This window comes from Sandarakinorhabdus glacialis, from assembly GCF_014643455.1.
Taxonomy (GTDB): Bacteria; Pseudomonadota; Alphaproteobacteria; order Sphingomonadales; family Sphingomonadaceae; genus Sandarakinorhabdus; species Sandarakinorhabdus glacialis.
This window is the reverse complement of record NZ_BMJM01000001.1, coordinates 195,002-210,621: the sequence shown is the minus strand read 5'-3', so window position 1 is coordinate 210,621 and position 15,620 is coordinate 195,002. Positions and strand designations below refer to the sequence as shown.

Annotated in this window: 20 protein-coding genes; 7 read left to right on the top strand and 13 right to left on the bottom strand. The window is 65.5% G+C overall.

The window, feature by feature from the left end; genetic code table 11:
* The first annotated feature begins 112 nt into the window (after positions 1-112).
* Positions 113-322 carry a DUF3072 domain-containing protein gene (locus tag IEW98_RS01110; RefSeq protein ID WP_188761082.1) on the top strand — a complete coding sequence of 70 codons (210 nt, stop codon included), beginning with the start codon at positions 113-115 and terminating at the stop codon, positions 320-322.
* A 101-nt stretch (positions 323-423) separates the two neighbouring features.
* On the opposite strand, the gene IEW98_RS01105 is transcribed toward IEW98_RS01110, so the two are convergent.
* The 6 genes from IEW98_RS01105 to IEW98_RS01080 all read right to left on the bottom strand — a co-directional run bounded on the left by IEW98_RS01105 (position 424) and on the right by IEW98_RS01080 (position 4,474).
* The gene (locus IEW98_RS01105) at positions 424-1,200 is read right to left on the bottom strand and encodes an SDR family NAD(P)-dependent oxidoreductase (protein ID WP_188761081.1); all 777 of its coding nucleotides are present in this window, start codon (positions 1,198-1,200) and stop codon (positions 424-426) included.
* A gap of 95 nt (positions 1,201-1,295) precedes the next feature.
* A complete protein-coding gene (locus IEW98_RS01100) occupies positions 1,296-1,811 on the bottom strand; it encodes a DUF1697 domain-containing protein (RefSeq protein ID WP_188761080.1) in 516 nt (171 codons plus the stop codon).
* A 153-nt stretch (positions 1,812-1,964) separates the two neighbouring features.
* Positions 1,965-2,378 (bottom strand): ExbD/TolR family protein, encoded by a 414-nt coding sequence (locus tag IEW98_RS01095; RefSeq protein WP_188761426.1) that lies wholly within the window; start codon positions 2,376-2,378, stop codon positions 1,965-1,967.
* A 146-nt stretch (positions 2,379-2,524) separates the two neighbouring features.
* Positions 2,525-2,998, bottom strand: a complete 474-nt coding sequence (locus tag IEW98_RS01090) for an ExbD/TolR family protein (RefSeq protein WP_188761079.1) — start codon at positions 2,996-2,998, stop codon at positions 2,525-2,527.
* A 32-nt stretch (positions 2,999-3,030) separates the two neighbouring features.
* Entirely contained in the window at positions 3,031-3,759 is a 729-nt protein-coding gene (locus IEW98_RS01085; protein WP_188761078.1) for a MotA/TolQ/ExbB proton channel family protein, read from the bottom strand.
* A gap of 97 nt (positions 3,760-3,856) precedes the next feature.
* On the bottom strand, positions 3,857-4,474 hold the full coding sequence (locus IEW98_RS01080; protein WP_243450491.1) for an energy transducer TonB: 618 nt from the start codon (positions 4,472-4,474) through the stop codon (positions 3,857-3,859).
* 393 nt (positions 4,475-4,867) lie between these two features.
* Here IEW98_RS01080 and IEW98_RS01075 point away from each other — a divergent pair, with 393 nt between their 5' ends.
* The gene (locus IEW98_RS01075) at positions 4,868-5,665 is read left to right on the top strand and encodes a hypothetical protein (protein WP_188761076.1); all 798 of its coding nucleotides are present in this window, start codon (positions 4,868-4,870) and stop codon (positions 5,663-5,665) included.
* A gap of 60 nt (positions 5,666-5,725) precedes the next feature.
* Here IEW98_RS01075 and IEW98_RS01070 read toward each other — a convergent pair whose 3' ends face one another.
* From IEW98_RS01070 to IEW98_RS01060, 3 genes are all read right to left on the bottom strand, one after another.
* Positions 5,726-6,160 carry a dihydroneopterin aldolase gene (locus IEW98_RS01070; RefSeq protein WP_188761075.1) on the bottom strand — a complete coding sequence of 145 codons (435 nt, stop codon included), beginning with the start codon at positions 6,158-6,160 and terminating at the stop codon, positions 5,726-5,728.
* Positions 6,157-6,915, bottom strand: a complete 759-nt coding sequence (locus IEW98_RS01065; protein ID WP_188761074.1) for an SDR family NAD(P)-dependent oxidoreductase — start codon at positions 6,913-6,915, stop codon at positions 6,157-6,159. The genes IEW98_RS01070 and IEW98_RS01065 overlap by 4 nt, the downstream gene beginning before the upstream one ends.
* A 128-nt stretch (positions 6,916-7,043) precedes the next feature.
* Positions 7,044-8,264 carry an alkaline phosphatase family protein gene (locus IEW98_RS01060; protein WP_188761073.1) on the bottom strand — a complete coding sequence of 407 codons (1,221 nt, stop codon included), beginning with the start codon at positions 8,262-8,264 and terminating at the stop codon, positions 7,044-7,046.
* Positions 8,265-8,456: 192 nt separating this feature from the next.
* Here IEW98_RS01060 and uvrC point away from each other — a divergent pair, with 192 nt between their 5' ends.
* Positions 8,457-10,379 (top strand): excinuclease ABC subunit UvrC, encoded by a 1,923-nt coding sequence (gene uvrC / locus IEW98_RS01055; RefSeq protein WP_188761072.1) that lies wholly within the window; start codon positions 8,457-8,459, stop codon positions 10,377-10,379.
* 132 nt (positions 10,380-10,511) lie between these two features.
* Entirely contained in the window at positions 10,512-10,862 is a 351-nt protein-coding gene (locus IEW98_RS01050; protein ID WP_188761071.1) for a hypothetical protein, read from the top strand.
* Positions 10,863-10,893: 31 nt separating this feature from the next.
* Here IEW98_RS01050 and IEW98_RS01045 read toward each other — a convergent pair whose 3' ends face one another.
* The gene (locus IEW98_RS01045; RefSeq protein ID WP_188761070.1) at positions 10,894-11,916 is read right to left on the bottom strand and encodes a potassium channel family protein; all 1,023 of its coding nucleotides are present in this window, start codon (positions 11,914-11,916) and stop codon (positions 10,894-10,896) included.
* A gap of 100 nt (positions 11,917-12,016) precedes the next feature.
* Between IEW98_RS01045 and IEW98_RS01040 the strand changes: the two genes are divergently transcribed.
* A complete protein-coding gene (locus IEW98_RS01040) occupies positions 12,017-12,709 on the top strand; it encodes a glutathione S-transferase family protein (protein ID WP_188761069.1) in 693 nt (230 codons plus the stop codon).
* Here the strand turns inward: IEW98_RS01040 and IEW98_RS01035 are convergent, their stop codons facing one another.
* The 3 genes from IEW98_RS01035 to IEW98_RS01025 form a co-directional block, all read right to left on the bottom strand.
* Positions 12,710-13,279, bottom strand: a complete 570-nt coding sequence (locus IEW98_RS01035; protein WP_207792465.1) for a carboxymuconolactone decarboxylase family protein — start codon at positions 13,277-13,279, stop codon at positions 12,710-12,712.
* A 156-nt stretch (positions 13,280-13,435) separates the two neighbouring features.
* Entirely contained in the window at positions 13,436-13,996 is a 561-nt protein-coding gene (locus IEW98_RS01030) for a murein L,D-transpeptidase catalytic domain family protein (RefSeq protein WP_188761068.1), read from the bottom strand.
* 48 nt (positions 13,997-14,044) lie between these two features.
* Positions 14,045-14,716, bottom strand: coding sequence for a nitroreductase (locus IEW98_RS01025; RefSeq protein WP_188761067.1), 672 nt, complete (start codon positions 14,714-14,716; stop codon positions 14,045-14,047).
* A gap of 52 nt (positions 14,717-14,768) precedes the next feature.
* Here IEW98_RS01025 and pgsA point away from each other — a divergent pair, with 52 nt between their 5' ends.
* The gene (gene pgsA / locus IEW98_RS01020; RefSeq protein ID WP_188761066.1) at positions 14,769-15,326 is read left to right on the top strand and encodes a CDP-diacylglycerol--glycerol-3-phosphate 3-phosphatidyltransferase; all 558 of its coding nucleotides are present in this window, start codon (positions 14,769-14,771) and stop codon (positions 15,324-15,326) included.
* A gap of 1 nt (position 15,327) precedes the next feature.
* Positions 15,328-15,579, top strand: a complete 252-nt coding sequence (gene moaD, locus IEW98_RS01015; protein ID WP_188761065.1) for a molybdopterin converting factor subunit 1 — start codon at positions 15,328-15,330, stop codon at positions 15,577-15,579.
* Positions 15,580-15,620: the final 41 nt, after the last annotated feature.

Here is a 15,620-nt window from a genome sequence, read left to right as displayed (position 1 = left end):
CGGGAGAGGTCGAGAGGCGCGCCTTCGCGGCCCGGGTGAGGGGGTTTGCTTTCACCGGGAACAAACCCAAAACACCCGCGTTACCTCCGCAACCCCATCAGGAGCCAAGCAAATGTCCACCAAAGACACCCCCACCAACGCCGAAAAAGACCCCTCCACCTGGACCACCGGTGACGAGGAAATGACCGGTGCCCAGGCCTCCTACCTCAAGACCCTTTCGGACGAAGCCGGCGAAGAATTCGACGAAACCCTCACCAAGGCCGAAGCCAGCCAACGCATCGACGAACTCCAGAAATCCACCGGCCGCGGCATCAACCACTGATCTGTAAACCCTCTCCCCTCGCGGGATGGGGCATCGCTTCACCTCTCCCCTCGCGGGAGAGGTCGAGAGACGCGCCCTTGCGCGGCCCGGGTGAGGGGGCCTCACCGCGCCAAATACCCCCCATCCACAACCATCTCAGCCCCGGTCATGAAACTCGCCGCATCCGAAGCCAGGAACACCACCGCCCCGGCAATCTCCCCCGGCACCCCGAACCGCCCCAGCGGATGCGCCGCCACCAGCCCATCGCGCATCTCGTTGCCATTCTCCGAAGCCGCAATCGCATTCGCCACCATCGGCGTCTCGATAAACCCCGGATGCACCGAATTGACCCGGATCCCCAGCGGGGCCCACTCCAGCGCCGCCGCCTTGGTCAACAACAACACGCCCCCTTTGGACGCACAATAAGCCGCCGCCCCAGCCAATCCCACTTTCCCCAATATCGACGACAGGTTGATCACCGACCCGCCCCCGCCGGCCGCCATCACCGGCCCACAGTGACGCATCCCCAGGAACACCCCATCCAGGTTGACCGCCATGATCCGCCGCCAGTCCTCAAGGCTCTGCGTCATCAATTCGCCCATCCCGCCCGACACCCCGGCATTGTTCACCAGAATATCGATCCCGCCGAAATGCGCCGTCGCCGCCGCAACCGCCGCCGCCCATTCCGCCTCGACCGTCACATCATGCAGCACGAACGCCGCCCGGCCCCCCTCTGCCGAAATCTCGAGCGCCACCGTCTCCACCGCCGGATCCAAGTCGGTCAGCAGCACCGCCGCCCCCTCCGCCGCCAGCGCCCGCGCCGTCGCCGCCCCCAGCCCCATCGCCGCCCCGGTCACCAGCGCAACCTTGCCCTCAACGCGTCCCTGCCGATCCGCCATGACCTGTCCCCCAAACAAGGTCACAGGCTAGACCCGAAACGCCCCGGAAAACACCTGACCTTCAGGGCAGCGTCCACCGCCCACCCCGCACCAGCTCACCCCACTTCAGCTCCCGCCATCTCGGCCAGCTTGCGCACACTATTCATGTTCCGCCCCGTCCCCGCGCCGGCGCCGGGTATCTTCAGCTTAGAACTGCCCATGCCCGCGTCATACGCGACATAGATCGCGCGCTCCCCGACCACGATCCTCTCACCCCCCTGCCCGCTCACCCCGACGAGCACATCGTCCAGCGGCCCGTCGACAAACACCATAATCAGCCGGTTGCCCGCCACGTCGGGAAAAGGATTGCCCGCGACGACCGCAGCCATCTCCGCCGCCGTCCGCACCAGCACCCCGACCGGCCTCCCGGCATAAGCCGCCAGTCGATCGGCAAGCGCCGCCTGCACTGCCGCCGCATCGAGGTCGCTCGAAAACACCAAGTTACCGCTGGCGATATAGGTCCGCACCCCGGCGAACCCGGCGGCTGCGCCCATCGCCGCCAACACCGCCATCGGCAGCTTGCCGGTCCCCCCGACATTCACCGCCCGCACAAGAGCCACGTAGCCGGTCATCCCTGGCGACACCTCAACCGGCCGATCAACACCGAACTCCCTGCTCATTCCAAGTCAGGCGACACGCCTCCGCATACGATCAAGCCACCAACCCCAGACGCAAAAAATCCGCGGCGGAGCAATGCCCCACCGCGGATCTCGAAAATCCGAACTCTAGTTCGCGTAGGCTTCGTTACCGACGAAACCCATCTTGGTAATGCCGGCCTTCTGGGCCTCGGCCATCACCTTGTCGACGACTTCATACTTGGCCAGGCCCTCGGGGCGCAGGCGAAGTTCCGGCTCGCTCGGCAAGGCCGCAGCCTGCTTCATGTACGAACGCAGCGTCGGCAGGTCGACCTCGGTCTTGTTCCAGTAGATGTTCGACAAAAAGTCGATATCGACCTGATTGAAGACGGGATCGACATTGCTCGGCGTATTCGCATTGACCGGAAGATCGAGCTTCACCGCGTGCGTCTGCGGGGGAATGGTGATGATGAACATGATCAGCAACACGAGCATGACGTCGATCAGCGGCGTCGTGTTCATGTCGTTCATCGGGGCATCGTCGCCGCCGCCGCCCACTGCCATCGACATATCAACTACTCCTGAAATTCAGGCGGCGCGCTAGCCACCCTTGAACCTGCCGGGGCGGCGCGAACGCCGCCGTTAAACCTGCTGCGCGGCGCGAACGCCGCCGAAATTCTGCTGGGGCGGCGCGAACGCCGCCCCAATGATCAGCGTTGCACTTCACCAGCGATCGGGTTCGAGATGAAACCGATCTTGAGGAACCCGGCGCGCTGCAAGGTATAGATCACCCCGCCGACACACCGGTACTCCATGTTCCGGTCGCCGCGGATATGCGCCTCGGGAAGTTCGATCTTGCCGCCAAGCGCCTCTTGGCGGGCAATCTCGGCCTTCAGCGCCGCGACGCTGCGATCGAGCAATTCCGATTTCGACGCCACCAGGGTCTGCCCCCAGTATGTATCGCAATTGGCATCGACCGAGATCAGCACGTTCTCGGGCTTGGTCGTCGTCGGCAGGTTGGTGACTTCGGGCAACTTCAGCGCCACCGTCTGGATAACGACCGGGACAGTGATCAGAAAGATGATGAGCAGAACCAACATGACGTCGACGAGCGGCGTCGTGTTGATCTCGGTCATCGGGCTTTCGCTGCCGTCTTCTTCCGGCGATCCGATGTTCATCGACATGGGTCAAAAGCCCCTTTTAAGCTTCAAAGCGCTCAGCGAACGACAGGCTTCGGAGCGACGACACCGGCGGTCGTGGCCGTCGGAACCGCAACACGTGCACCCGAAACCAGCGCGCCATGAACATCGGACGAGAAGTTGTTGAGCTTCTCGGTGACGTCCTTGTTGCGGCGGATCAGCCAGTTATAGCCGAGCACGGCAGGAACGGCGACGGCGAGACCGAGCGCGGTCATGATGAGCGCTTCACCAACCGGGCCGGCGACCTTATCGATCGATGCCTGGCCGGCAAGGCCGATGTTGATCAGGGCGCGATAGATACCGACGACGGTACCGAACAGACCGATGAACGGCGAGGTCGAACCGACCGAGGCCAGGAACGACAGGCCGCTCTGCAGCTTCGACGAAACCGTCGTGGTCGAGCGGTTGAGGGCCATCGAAACCCATTCGTGCTGGTCGATCTTGTCGGTCAGGCGACCTTCATGATGGTCCGAAGCGCGCAGGCCGTCGTCGACGATCTGCTTGAACGGCGAATTCTTGTCGAGCTTGGCGGCACCCGACTTCAGGTCCGGTGCGGTCCAGAACTTCTTCTCGAGTTCCTTGGCTTCGTTCAGCACCTTACGCTGGTCGATGTACTTGGTGATGATGATGTACCACGAAGCCAGCGACATGAAGACCAGGATACCGAACACCGACTGGGCGATGATACCGCCCTGTTCGAGCGCGGCTGCCAGGCCATAGGGGTTTTCGACTGCGACGGTTTCCATTGTTGTATTCCCTCGATTTTCGTTCGGTTCGGTTGAGTAGCTGGTAATTGCGGCGATGGTCCGGTGACGGGGCGCGATTACCCCGCCGTCGGCCGTATCAACGTGCGTCCTTCAACTGCCAGCGAACCGGCTGCGACTTGGTTTCTTCGACCGGCTTGCCCTCGCGGGTGGCCGGGTTGAAGCGGAAGCGCCGCTCGATGATCTTGCACGTTGCGTCATCGAGGCGAGCCGAACCGCTGGTGGCGGTCACCCGGCAGGCCGATGCGCGACCATCGGCGGTCACCGTATAGGAAACCCGCGTCACGCCCTGCTCCTCGGCACGCCGCGAAGCATCGGGATAATCGTCTTCGCTGATGCTGTTGCCGCGACCCTTTGGAGTCGATGGCGTCGGCGCGGCGAGGGCGACAGGCGCAGGCGGAGCAGGCGGTGCCGGCGGCGTGAACACCGGCGGCGCGACTTGCGGGACTTGCTGCTGCACGGTGATCGTCGGTGCCGATTCCTGCGCGACCGAAACCTCCGGAGGCGGCACGAACGGCGGAATCTCGATCTCTTCCGGCGGCGGCGGCGGCGGTTCGTCAGGCGGCGGAGCCTCTTCCTTGACGTTAACCGTTTCGAGCGGCTGCACTATGGCCTTGACGGCCTTTAGTGCGAGGCCGGTGATGAAAGCGTAACCGAGGCCGACATGCAAAAGGCCAACGAGGCCCAATGCAACCATGCGGTTTTTGCTCATCCCCTGATCAGCGTAAGCCATGAGCGCTGCATTACTCCCAAACATTGCAATTTTCGTGCGGAACGCCGGGGGCCAATCCTACCCTATGACCCGTCGGCGCTCCCTCCGTGAATCGTCTTAAACGCATCGCGGGCGGCGCCGCAACCGCTTTGTGGCATCAAAAGGGCGGTATAGCCTCCACTTGACAATTAAGATTTTGTTGCAGTCTGCGTGTCGTCAATCCCAGGACGAGATTGTTACGTGGTTGTGACGAAAAGAAAATTCCCGGTTTTCGCTGTCTTTTCGCCATCCGGACCCGGCGTTGCAGGCTGCGCCGTGCTGGCGTAAACCACTGCGATGGCCAGATTTCCGCGTCCTTCATCCCCGATCAGCCCCGCATTGGTCGTTTCAGCCCTGATAGCGCTCGCAGCCCCGTTCGCCGCCGCCCCGGCCACCGCGCCGGCCCCGATCCCCGCTCCGCTCGGCTATACCGACCTCGCTGATCTCACTCTCGCCGCACCGGTCATTGTTCGCGCTAACATCACCCGTGCCGAGCGAATCCCGGATTCGCAAAGCCCCGGAATCGCCCCCGGCCGCGCGCGATTGCTGGTCACCGCCGCCGTCGATGCCGCGCTGGTCGCCCCCGGCAGCGTCCCGCCGGCGCTGACCTGGCTCTGGGACACCCCCCTCGATGCCCGCGGCAAGGCCCCCAAGCCAAAAGGCCGCCGCATCCTCGCCTGGGTCGCTTCGCCGGCTGCCGACGGCAAGACCCGCCTCGTGTCCACCATTGCCCAGCAGGACTGGAGCCAGCCGCTCGAGGACCGCGTCCGCGCCATCGCGGTCGAGGCGCGCTCCGGCGCCGTCCCGGTCATCACCGGCGTTTCCAACGGCTTCCGCGCCGACGGCACTATCCCCGGCGAAAGCGAAAGCCAGTTCTTCCTCTCCGCCGCCGATGGCAACCCGTTGACGCTCGTCGTCACCGCCGCCCCCGGCCAGCCCCGCCGCATCGCCGTCGCCCGCGGCGATGTCATCGACGAATCGGCGACCAGCGTCCGCCCCGACACGCTGCTGCGCTATCGCCTCGCCTGCACCCTGCCCGATGCCCTGCCCGCCAAGGCCGGCGGCGGCGATCCGGCCCTCGCCGCCGACTGGGCCGCCGCCATCGCCAGCCTGGGGCCATGCGGAAGGACGCGCTAACCCTATCCTGTCATCCCGGGCTTGACCCGGGACCCAGTTTCTTCTTCGCGGCGAAAGACCTCAAAAGCTGCTGATCTCGACTCCCACCGCAGCGCAATCGGCATAGATATCGGGCTTGCGCGTCGATACCCGCACCCCGGTCACCCCGTGCCGCGCCGCCACCATCGCATAAACCTCGTGCGCGACAGTCTCCTGCAAATTGAACCGGCGCCCGGCCAGCAGCACGAGCACCGAGGTCCGCAGCACGTCATAATCCCACGCCTGCGCCACCGTATCGGTGTCGGGAAACGCCGCCGCCGACAGCCAGACTTCGATATTCAGCCGCAGCCGCTGCGGCGTGCCGATCTCGAAGGCGTGAAAGCCGATATCGACCGGCACGTCGAAATCCTCGAGCATGATCTTGCGCGTCTTCGGCGTTAGCGCGGCTGGCACCATGCCGGTCAGGACGGGCTCACGCACGAGTGAATCGACAGCTGGCACTGAAACGTCGGTCATTTTTCCACCATGAAAGCCACGTCGCGAGCCAGCCCCAACAGCCGCTGCCCGCCATCCAGAACGATCGTCTGGGCATTGAAAGTCGGTGCCGCGATGATGAAGCGCAAGGCCGCGACGATCTCGCCGACCTCGACCCCGCGCCGCAGCGGATTGAGCGTGTGCACCGCCTCGAAATTGTCACGCGACTGCGGCCCGCTGACCAGCGTCACTGCCGGCGCGATGCCGACACAGCGCAACCGCGGCGCATAGGTCCGTGCCACCAGCTCGGTCAGCCCCTCGAGCCCGATCTTGCTCAGCGTATAGGTGAAATAGTCGGGATTGAGCCCCTCCAGCTTGGCGTCGAGCAGATTGACCACCAGGGACGTCTCATCCGCCGGCACGGCCGCGGCAAACGCCCGCGTCACCAGCGCCGGCGCCCGCAGATTGACCGCCATGTGCAGGTCGAAATCCGCCACCGCGAAATCCTCGAGCCGGTCGTATTCGAATCGCGACGCCGAATTCACCAGCAACCGCAGCGGCGGCATTCCTGCCGCGGCCGCAACGATTCGGCTGCCGGCATCGGCGTCGACAAGATCGGCCGCAACCACCCGCGCCCGCGCTCCGCCGATCTCGCCCGCCAACGCCTCAGCCGCCTCGCGCGACGTGTTGCAGTGGATCAGCACATGCCAGCCATCCGCCGCCAGCCCCCGCACGATCGCCGCCCCGATCCGCCGGGCGCCCCCGGTCACGATCGCCGTCTGGTTCCGCATCTCCATCCCCCGCCCCTAGCCAAGTTCCCGGCTACTGTCTCCCTGTCTTCCCCCCTCCCTTCTTCAGCCGCAGGCGACGCCTTCGCGTCAACGGAGGGGCCGGGGGTGGGTGACCCTGCCCCACCACGACCTGGCTACCGCAAAGCCCCCTTCACCAATTCCTCACCCCCATCCCCATCCCCATCAACAGCCTTAACCCCCAGCAATTTCATCATCACCGGATAAACATCGACATTATCGAATGCCCCCACCGTCACCCCCTCGCGAAACCCCGGCCCCGCCGCCACGAACATCGCCGCCATCTCGGGCGCCGCCGGGTCATAGCCATGCATCCCGCCCACCGTCACCGGCGTCTTCGGCGTGGTCCCCAGGATCAACCATCCCGCCTCGGCCATGCAGACGATCGCCGGCACCCGCGAATTTGCCCCGTAGTGCAGCCGCGCCGGAATCGCCCCCTTGCGCCAGCACTGCATATGCGGATGCGGCCGCAACAATCCCGCCGCCAGCGCCGCCTCCTGCCCCGGCACCTCGGCGATCCCCGCCACCGCGCCGCCGGTCACCAGCCGGAAACTCGCCGCCGGCGCCACCGCATCGAGCAATATCACCCGCTCCGGCCCCGTCGCCGCCATGCCATGATCGGCCAGCACGATGATGTTCGCCTCGATGCCGCGCCCCTTCAGCCCCGCCAGCAACCGCCCGATTTCGGCATCGACTCCCGCCACCGCGCGCACCGTCTCCGGCGCATCCGGCCCAAACATATGCCCCTCATGGTCGACCGTCTCGAGATACAGCGTCAAAAACCCCGGCCGCATCGGCGCATCGATCGAGGCGAGCAATCTGTCGACCCGCGCATCCCCCGACAGCTTGCTGTCGAACACCGCCCATTCGCTCGGCCGGACACCGTGCACCGCCGCCTCCGACCCCGGCCAGAACATCGGCGCCGTCCGGATACCCGCCTTCTCCGCCGTCACCCACACCGGTTCCGCCTGGTCCCACCAGCGCCGGTCGGTCACCGCATCGCGATTGCCCATCGAAAACCGCACCCCCGGAATCGCCGGGTCCTCCATGCTGTTGTTGACGATGCCGTTGCGATCGGGCCGCTTGCCGGTGACGATCGTGTAATGGTTGGGAAACGTCACCGACGGAAAGCTCGGCCGCATCGCCGTGGTGGTGACCCCGCGCGCCGCCAGCGCCTTCAGGTTCGGCGTCACCCCCCGCGCCAGATAATCCGCCCGCATCCCGTCGATCGAAACCAGGATCAGCGGCGGCCGCACCACCGGCCTCGCAACCTCGGCGCGCGGCGTCGCGCACCCCGCCAGCACCAGCGCCAGAACCATCCACCAAAACCGCATCATCAACCTCGCCGATCCATTCGGCCCCCGCTTAACCCGGCTTCATGACAGGCTGAAAGCACCCGATTCCCGAAACAAGGTCGAAACAACCCCGCCGCGTCCCGTTCCCGCCCCCGAACCACCTCGCAACAATCCCGCCGAATACCCCGGACATGATTGCCCTTCGCCCGCCGCGACCCTAAATCTCCCGCACAGATGACCGTCCCGCCCACCGACCGTTTCTCCGAGGAAACCGCAACCTTCACCGTCCAGGGCAAGGACACGCCCGATATCGATCGCGGCGTCGCCGCCATCCGCAACGTCCTGCGCACCCTGCCGACCCGCCCCGGCGTCTATCGCATGACCGATTCGGAAGGCGCCGTCCTCTACATCGGCAAGGCCAGGTCCTTGAAAAGCCGGGTGACGAACTACACCCAGGTCGCCCGCCTGTCGCGCCGTCTGCAACGCATGATCTCGCAGACCCGCGACATGACCATCGTCACCACCAACAGCGAGTCCGAAGCGCTCCTGCTCGAGGCTCAACTCATCAAGCGCTACCGTCCGCCGTACAATGTCCTGCTCCGCGACGACAAGAGTTTCCCCTTCATCTTCCTGCGCGAAGACCATGAATTCCCTCGCATTTCCAAGCATCGCGGGGCCCGCATCGGCAAGGGCAGCTACTACGGCCCCTTCGCCAGCGCCGGCGCCGTCAACACCACCCTCAATGCGCTGCAAAAGGTCTTCCTGCTAAGGTCCTGCACCGACAGCTTTTTCGCCAACCGCACGCGGCCCTGCCTGCTCCACCAGATCAAGCGCTGCTCGGCCCCCTGCACCGCCCGCATCGACGACGCCAGCTATGCCGAGCTCGTCGGCGACGCCAAATCCTTCCTCTCCGGCCGCACCCAGGAAGCCCAGAAGAAACTCGGCACCGCGATGCAAGCCGCTGCCGAAGCACGCGATTTCGAACTCGCCGCGGTCCTCCGCGATCGCCTCCGCGCCCTCACTTTCATCCAGGGCAGCCAGGCCATCAACGCCGAAGGCTCGGCCAGCGACGCCGACATCGTCGCCATGGCCGCCAAGTCCGGCGTCATGTGCATCCAGGTCTTCTTCATCCGCGGCGGCCAGAACTGGGGCCACCGCGCCTTTTTCCCCGCCCACACCGAAGGCGTCGCCGAAGACGAAGTCCTCACCAGCTTCCTCGCCCAGCTCTACGACGAGCTGCCGCCCCCCCGCGAACTCCTCCTCGACCGCGCCCTCGACGAAGCCGCGCTCCTCGCCGAAGCCCTGTCCGAGAAAGCCGGGCACAGGGTTGGCGTCCGCAACCCCCAGCGCGGACCCAACAAGCAACTCATCGAACAGGCCGCCCGCAACGCCGTCGAAGCCCTTGATCGCCGCCAGGCCGAATCGACGACCCAGCACAAATTGCTCATCGAACTCGCCGACCTCTTCGATCTCGGCGAGCCGCCCAAACGCATCGAAGTCTATGACAACAGTCACATAATGGGCACCAACGCACTCGGCGCGATGATCGTCGCCGGCCCCGAAGGCTTCATCAAGAATCAGTACCGCAAGTTCAACATGAACGACCCGAGCATCACCCCCGGCGACGATTTCGCCATGATGAAGGCCATGCTAGGCCGCCGTTTCGCCCGCCTCGAAAAGGAAGACCCCGACCGCAGCGCCGGCGAATGGCCCGACCTCGTCCTCATCGACGGCGGCCGCGGCCAGCTGTCCTCAGTCAACGAAGCCCTCGCCGAACTCGGCGTCGACAATGTCTGCGTCATCGGCGTTTCCAAGGGCTTCGACCGCGACGCCGGCCGCGAAACCTTCCATTTGCCGTCAGGTAAGGAACTTCACCTGCCCCCCAACGCCCCCGTGTTGTTCTTCCTCCAGCGCCTGCGCGACGAAGCCCATCGCTTCGCCATCGGCGCCCACCGCGCCAAGCGCTCCAAGTCGATCGCCGCCAACCCGCTCGACGACGTCCCCGGCATCGGCCCGGCGCGCAAGAAAGCATTGCTCATGCACTTCGGCACCAGCCGCGCCGTCCGCGGCGCCACGCTCCAGGATCTCGAACGCGCACCCGGCATCAGCAAGGCCATGGCCGAGGCCATTCACGGCCATTTCCACCAGCACGGCTGACATCGCAAAATCGCCGCCCGGGACTGCGGCGGCTCGCCGCACCTGACGGAGCCGCGACGCAGCGCAAACGTTCGTTCCTTATCCAACCGCCACATAAGGAACCGACCGATGCGAAGTCCCAATCTGGTCCTGATGCTCGCAATTCCCGCCACGCTGGCGCTAGCCGCATGCGGCGAATCCGCCAAGACCTCCGACACCACCAGCACCACGACAACCACCGACGGCACGATGACACCGGCCCCCACCGATTCGGGCACCGGCATGGCCGGCGACACCGGCACCATGACCACCCCGACCGACGGCACCGCCCCTGCCGATCCAATGGCTACAGACCCGATGGCCCCTGCCGGCACGACCGGCACTGGAACGACCGGCGACACCGGCATGACCGGCGGCACCACCGGCACCGGCACCAACACCACCGGCACCACCGCCCCTCCAGGGGTCGCCACGCCAACGACCGGCACGCCCCCGACCAACTGACCCTTTCACCCGCGCCGCCCGGCGGCGCGGGTTACGTCCCGGCCGGACGCCCGACGATCTCGACGATCACGTCCCCCGCCGCCAGCTTTACCGCCGCCGTTTCCCAGAATCCCATGATCGACCCGCCGCGATCGATCCGCACGCCAAGGCCGGTCTTGATCCCCGTCAACGGCGTGCCGATCTCGCCCGCCGTCACCGGCCGCTCCTGCAAACACACTTCCCCCGAACTGGTCACCAGGTCGCTAACATAATCGACCACCCGCGCGCTGCTCGTTGCCCGCGCCAGCAGCTGCCCGCCCAGGTCGACCGGATTGACCACCGCATTGGCCCCGGCCTGGCGCATCAGCCCGGCATTCTCACCCGATTTCACCAGCGCCGAGATATGCGCCTGCGGGGAAAGCTGCCGCGCGCTCAGAACCACCAGCGCCGCCGTATCGTCGCGCCCGGTACTGACCAGCACGGCGCACGCCGTCTCGACCCGCGCCGCCGACAGGACTTCGTTATGGCTGGCGTCGCCGACGAGGCCCGTTGCCCCGCACGCCACCGCCAACGCCACACGGTCCGGGTCGGGATCGATGACGACGATCTGCAACGGTTCGGTCTCGCCGCGGCACAGTTCGGCAACCGTCGCCGCCCCGGTCGCGCCATAGCCGCAGACGACGCAGTGCCCGTGCAATTCGCCCTGGATTCTCTGCATGTGCCACCGGTCCCAAAGTCGCTTGAAAACGAAATCATACGCCGTTCCGAGGAAAATCAGCCAGATGAACAGGCGAATCGGCGTCACCACGAACGTATCGAACATCCGCGCCTGGTCGGTAACCGGCACAATATCGCCATAGCCCACCGACGCGACCGTTATTGCGGTGAAATAGACCACGTCGCTGAAGCTCACGACGTTATCGGCGTTGTCCTTCAACCCGGTCCGGTCGAACCAGTGCCCCGCCAGCGCAACACCGATCAATCCGAACACCAGCAGCGCGCGCAGCCCCAGCGACGCACCCGGTCCCAGCGCATCTGGTCGCTGCAGCCGAAGCCAGTTCCTGTCCGCTGCCATCGCCCCACAGTAATGGTTCGCGCGCGGCTAGCAATCCACCCCTGCATTCCGCAAAATTCTGCTATTACCCGGCCGTGCACACCGCGCCGGAGCGCCTCGGATGACCCTGACTCTCTACACCGCCGCCACTCCCAATGGTTACAAGGTCTCGGTTGCGCTGGAGGAAATGGCGCTTGCCTATGACGTGGTGAAAATCGACCTCACCGCTGGCGAACAAAAGCTCCCGAAATTTCTCGCGCTCAGTCCCAACGGCCGCGTCCCCGCCCTCGTCGACGACGGTTTCCCGATCTTCGAATCGGGCGCCATCCTCCTCCACCTCGCCGAAAAGACCGGCCTGTTCATGCCGTCCGACCCACACGGCCGCAGTCGCGTTGTCCAGTGGCTGATGTTCCAGATGGGCGGCATCGGCCCGATGATGGGCCAGGCCAACGTCTTCTACCGCTATTTCCCCGAAAAAATCCCCGCCGCGATTGCCCGCTTCCAGGGCGAGGTCCGCCGCTTGTTCGCCGTCCTCGACGGCCAGCTCGCCCGCCACGAATATCTCGCCGGCGACTACAGCATCGCCGACATGGCGAACTGGTGCTGGGTCCGCACCGCCAAATGGTCGGGCGTCGAAACCGATGGCCTGCCCAACCTCCAACGCTGGAAAGCCGCCATCGCCGAGCGTCCCGCCGTCCAGCGCGGCATCACCGTCCCCGAGCCCGCCAAGGTCAAGAGCGAAGACGAGGAAGACCTGCGCAAGATCGCCGAACGCGCCCGGCCTTTTCTCGAGATGGGCCGCCGCGAAGCCTGATCAACGATATTCAGGCTCGAGTTGCACGCCAAAGCTGTTCAGCGCCATGCTGACCATCACATATTGCCCGACGACGAACACCAGGTCGATCAACTGCACCTGCTGATAACGCTCCGCCAGCAGTGCCCATGTCGCCGCCGACACGAAATGATCGCCGACCAGCTCGTCGACCGCGCGCAGCAGCACGTCATCGGCCGACCCGCCGTCCGTCGGCCCTACCCGCGCCAACTCGATATCCGCCTCGCTCATCCCGGCATGATCGCGCGCGATCGCCACGTGATGATGCCATTCATAGGTCGCGCGGCACAGCCACCCCACCCGCAGGATCGCCAGCTCGCGGTCCCGCGCCGACAGCGACGAGCGAAACAGGATCTGGTTGCCCCACCGCCCGAACTGCCCCGCCAGCCTTGGATGATTTGCCAATGTCTTGAAGATATTAAACACCGGCGCCGCCGCACCGCCCATCTCGGCCGGGCGATTGCCAAGCAGTTGCTCGTGCAATTTCGGGGCCCACTCGCTTGGCTCGAGCGGCGCAATGCGTGGGCTGTCGATCCGATGCGGCATGTCCATGGCAGCTCTCCTTCGCCGCCAGACTGTGCCCCGCGGTGCCGCCCCGCAATGCGCATTTAAGCGAGCCTCCGGCGGCTGGGGCCTCAGGCCCCAGACCCCATTCATCAGGGACAGATCGAGTGGGGTCTGGGGCCAAGGCCCCAGCCGCCGGAAGCCCTAGACCTTGTCCGAATACAGGAAATGCCCCGGCCCCAGCCGCGTCAGCACCTGGTCCAGGTCGGCCTCGGTCACCGTAAAGCACCCCAGACTTCGCCCGACCTTGCCCAGGTCCCGCGCCATCGCCGCATTCACATACGGCGCCGCATGGACGACGATCGCGCGTTCCATCGCATTGCAATTGCTCGGCTCCAGCCCGGTCAGCCGCATCGACCGGCCATGTTTGCCGACATATTCATTATCGGTCACGAACGCCCCGGCGCACGAGGCATTGCTGCCGTCGTCGTTGGAAAACCGCGTCAGCCACCCGGTATGCTGCGGATCCGACCCACGCCCGTGCGCCACCAGCAGCGATGTCACCGCGCCGCTGCCGACATTGACGAGGTGAAAGCGCTTCTCGCGCGACGGCTGGCTATAGTCCGCCACGCCGATCACATCGGTAAAACGCACCCGCCCGCGATGCCTGGCAAACGCGCTCATCGCCCGTTCGCGCAGCCGCGCATCGATCGGAGTTGCGACCACAGCCGCGGCCGGCACCGCTGCCAGGGCCGCGCCCGCCATCACACTCGCGAAAAAGCCCCTGCGATCGAGCAATCAAGGTCCTGTCGTTCAAATACCGCGAAACGTCGCGAAGTCCGCCAAGGGTGCCCGCACGGCACGCGCCGCATTGGCAGGATCAGCTTCGTTCTTAAACCCGATCGCCATGCCGGTGAACAGCATCCGGTCCTCGGGTATCCCGAGAAAACCACGGATCGTCGCAGGATAGATCGCCCAGCACTCCTGCGGGCATGAATCGAGGCCTTCTTCACGCAGCAGCAGCATCACCGACTGGAGATACATGCCAAGATCGCTCCACTGCGGCGGTCCCATCGTTTTTGCCACCGAACAGAACAGTGCGACGGGGGCATCGAAGAACTGGAAATTGCGCGCGAACCACATCATCCGCTTCATCTTGTCCTCGCGCGGAATCCCCAGCGCCCGGTACAATTCCTCGCCCACGGCAAAGCGGTAGTCCTTGTACGGCGTCGGCAGGACCTTGGGATAAATGTCGTATTCGGTCGGCTCGCCCTGCGGCAGTTCGCGGATCTTCGCCTGCATGATGGTCTTCAGCTCGGCCAGCGGCGCGCCCGCGACCACGTCGATATGCCATGGCTGGACATTGCCCCCCGAAGGCGCCCGCGCCGCCGTCTCGACCACCCGCCGGATCACCGCCGGATCGACCGGTGTCTCGAGGAAGCCGCGCACCGACCGCCGCGACCCGATCGCCTCACTGACTCTCATCTCATTTCCCCTACTTTCATCGCAGGCCCGAATTGCCTAGGGATAGGCGGTGTTGTCCAGCCTCCCCAATCTGCTGACCCTCAGCCGGATCCTCGCCGTGCCGCTGCTGGTGGCCCTGATGTGGGGCACCGGCCATTGGCAATGGTTCACCGCCTTCGTCGTTTTCAGCATCGCCGGCCTTACCGACTACCTCGATGGCTATCTCGCCCGCGCCCAGGGCACGGTGTCGAAGATCGGCGTCTTCCTCGATCCCATCGCCGACAAGATCATGGTCGCGGCAACGATCGTCATGCTTATCCATTCGGGCCTCGTCCACGGCCTCGCCGTCATCGCCGCGCTGATCATCCTGCTGCGTGAGATCATCGTCTCGGGCCTGCGTGAATATCTCGCCAGCCTCCAGGTCTCGCTGCCGGTCTCGCGCCTCGCCAAATGGAAAACCGCCTTCCAAATGATTGCGCTGGGCGCCCTCGTCCTCGCCGGCTCGGCGCCAGTGCTGCTGCCATGGCTGCCGGCGCTCGAAATCGGCATCGCCAGCCTGTGGATCGCCGCCGCCCTCACCCTCGTCACCGGCTACGACTATCTCCGCGTCGGCCTCAAGCACATGGCGTAACGTGGATTTCCTCTACTTCGCCTGGGTCCGCGAGCGCATCGGCACCGGCGCCGAGACCCTCGCCCTGCCGGCAACCGCCGTCACCATCGCCGACCTGCTCGACTGGCTCGCCCAGCAAAGCCCCGGCCACGCCGCCGCCCTCGCCGACCGCGCCACCATCCGCGTCGCCCTCGACGAAGACTTCGTCGCCCTCGATGCCCCCATCGCGGGCGCCCGCGAAATAGCCATCTTCCCGCCCGTCACCGGTGGCTGACTCCCCCACCTGTCATCCCGGGCTTGACCCGGGACCCAGTT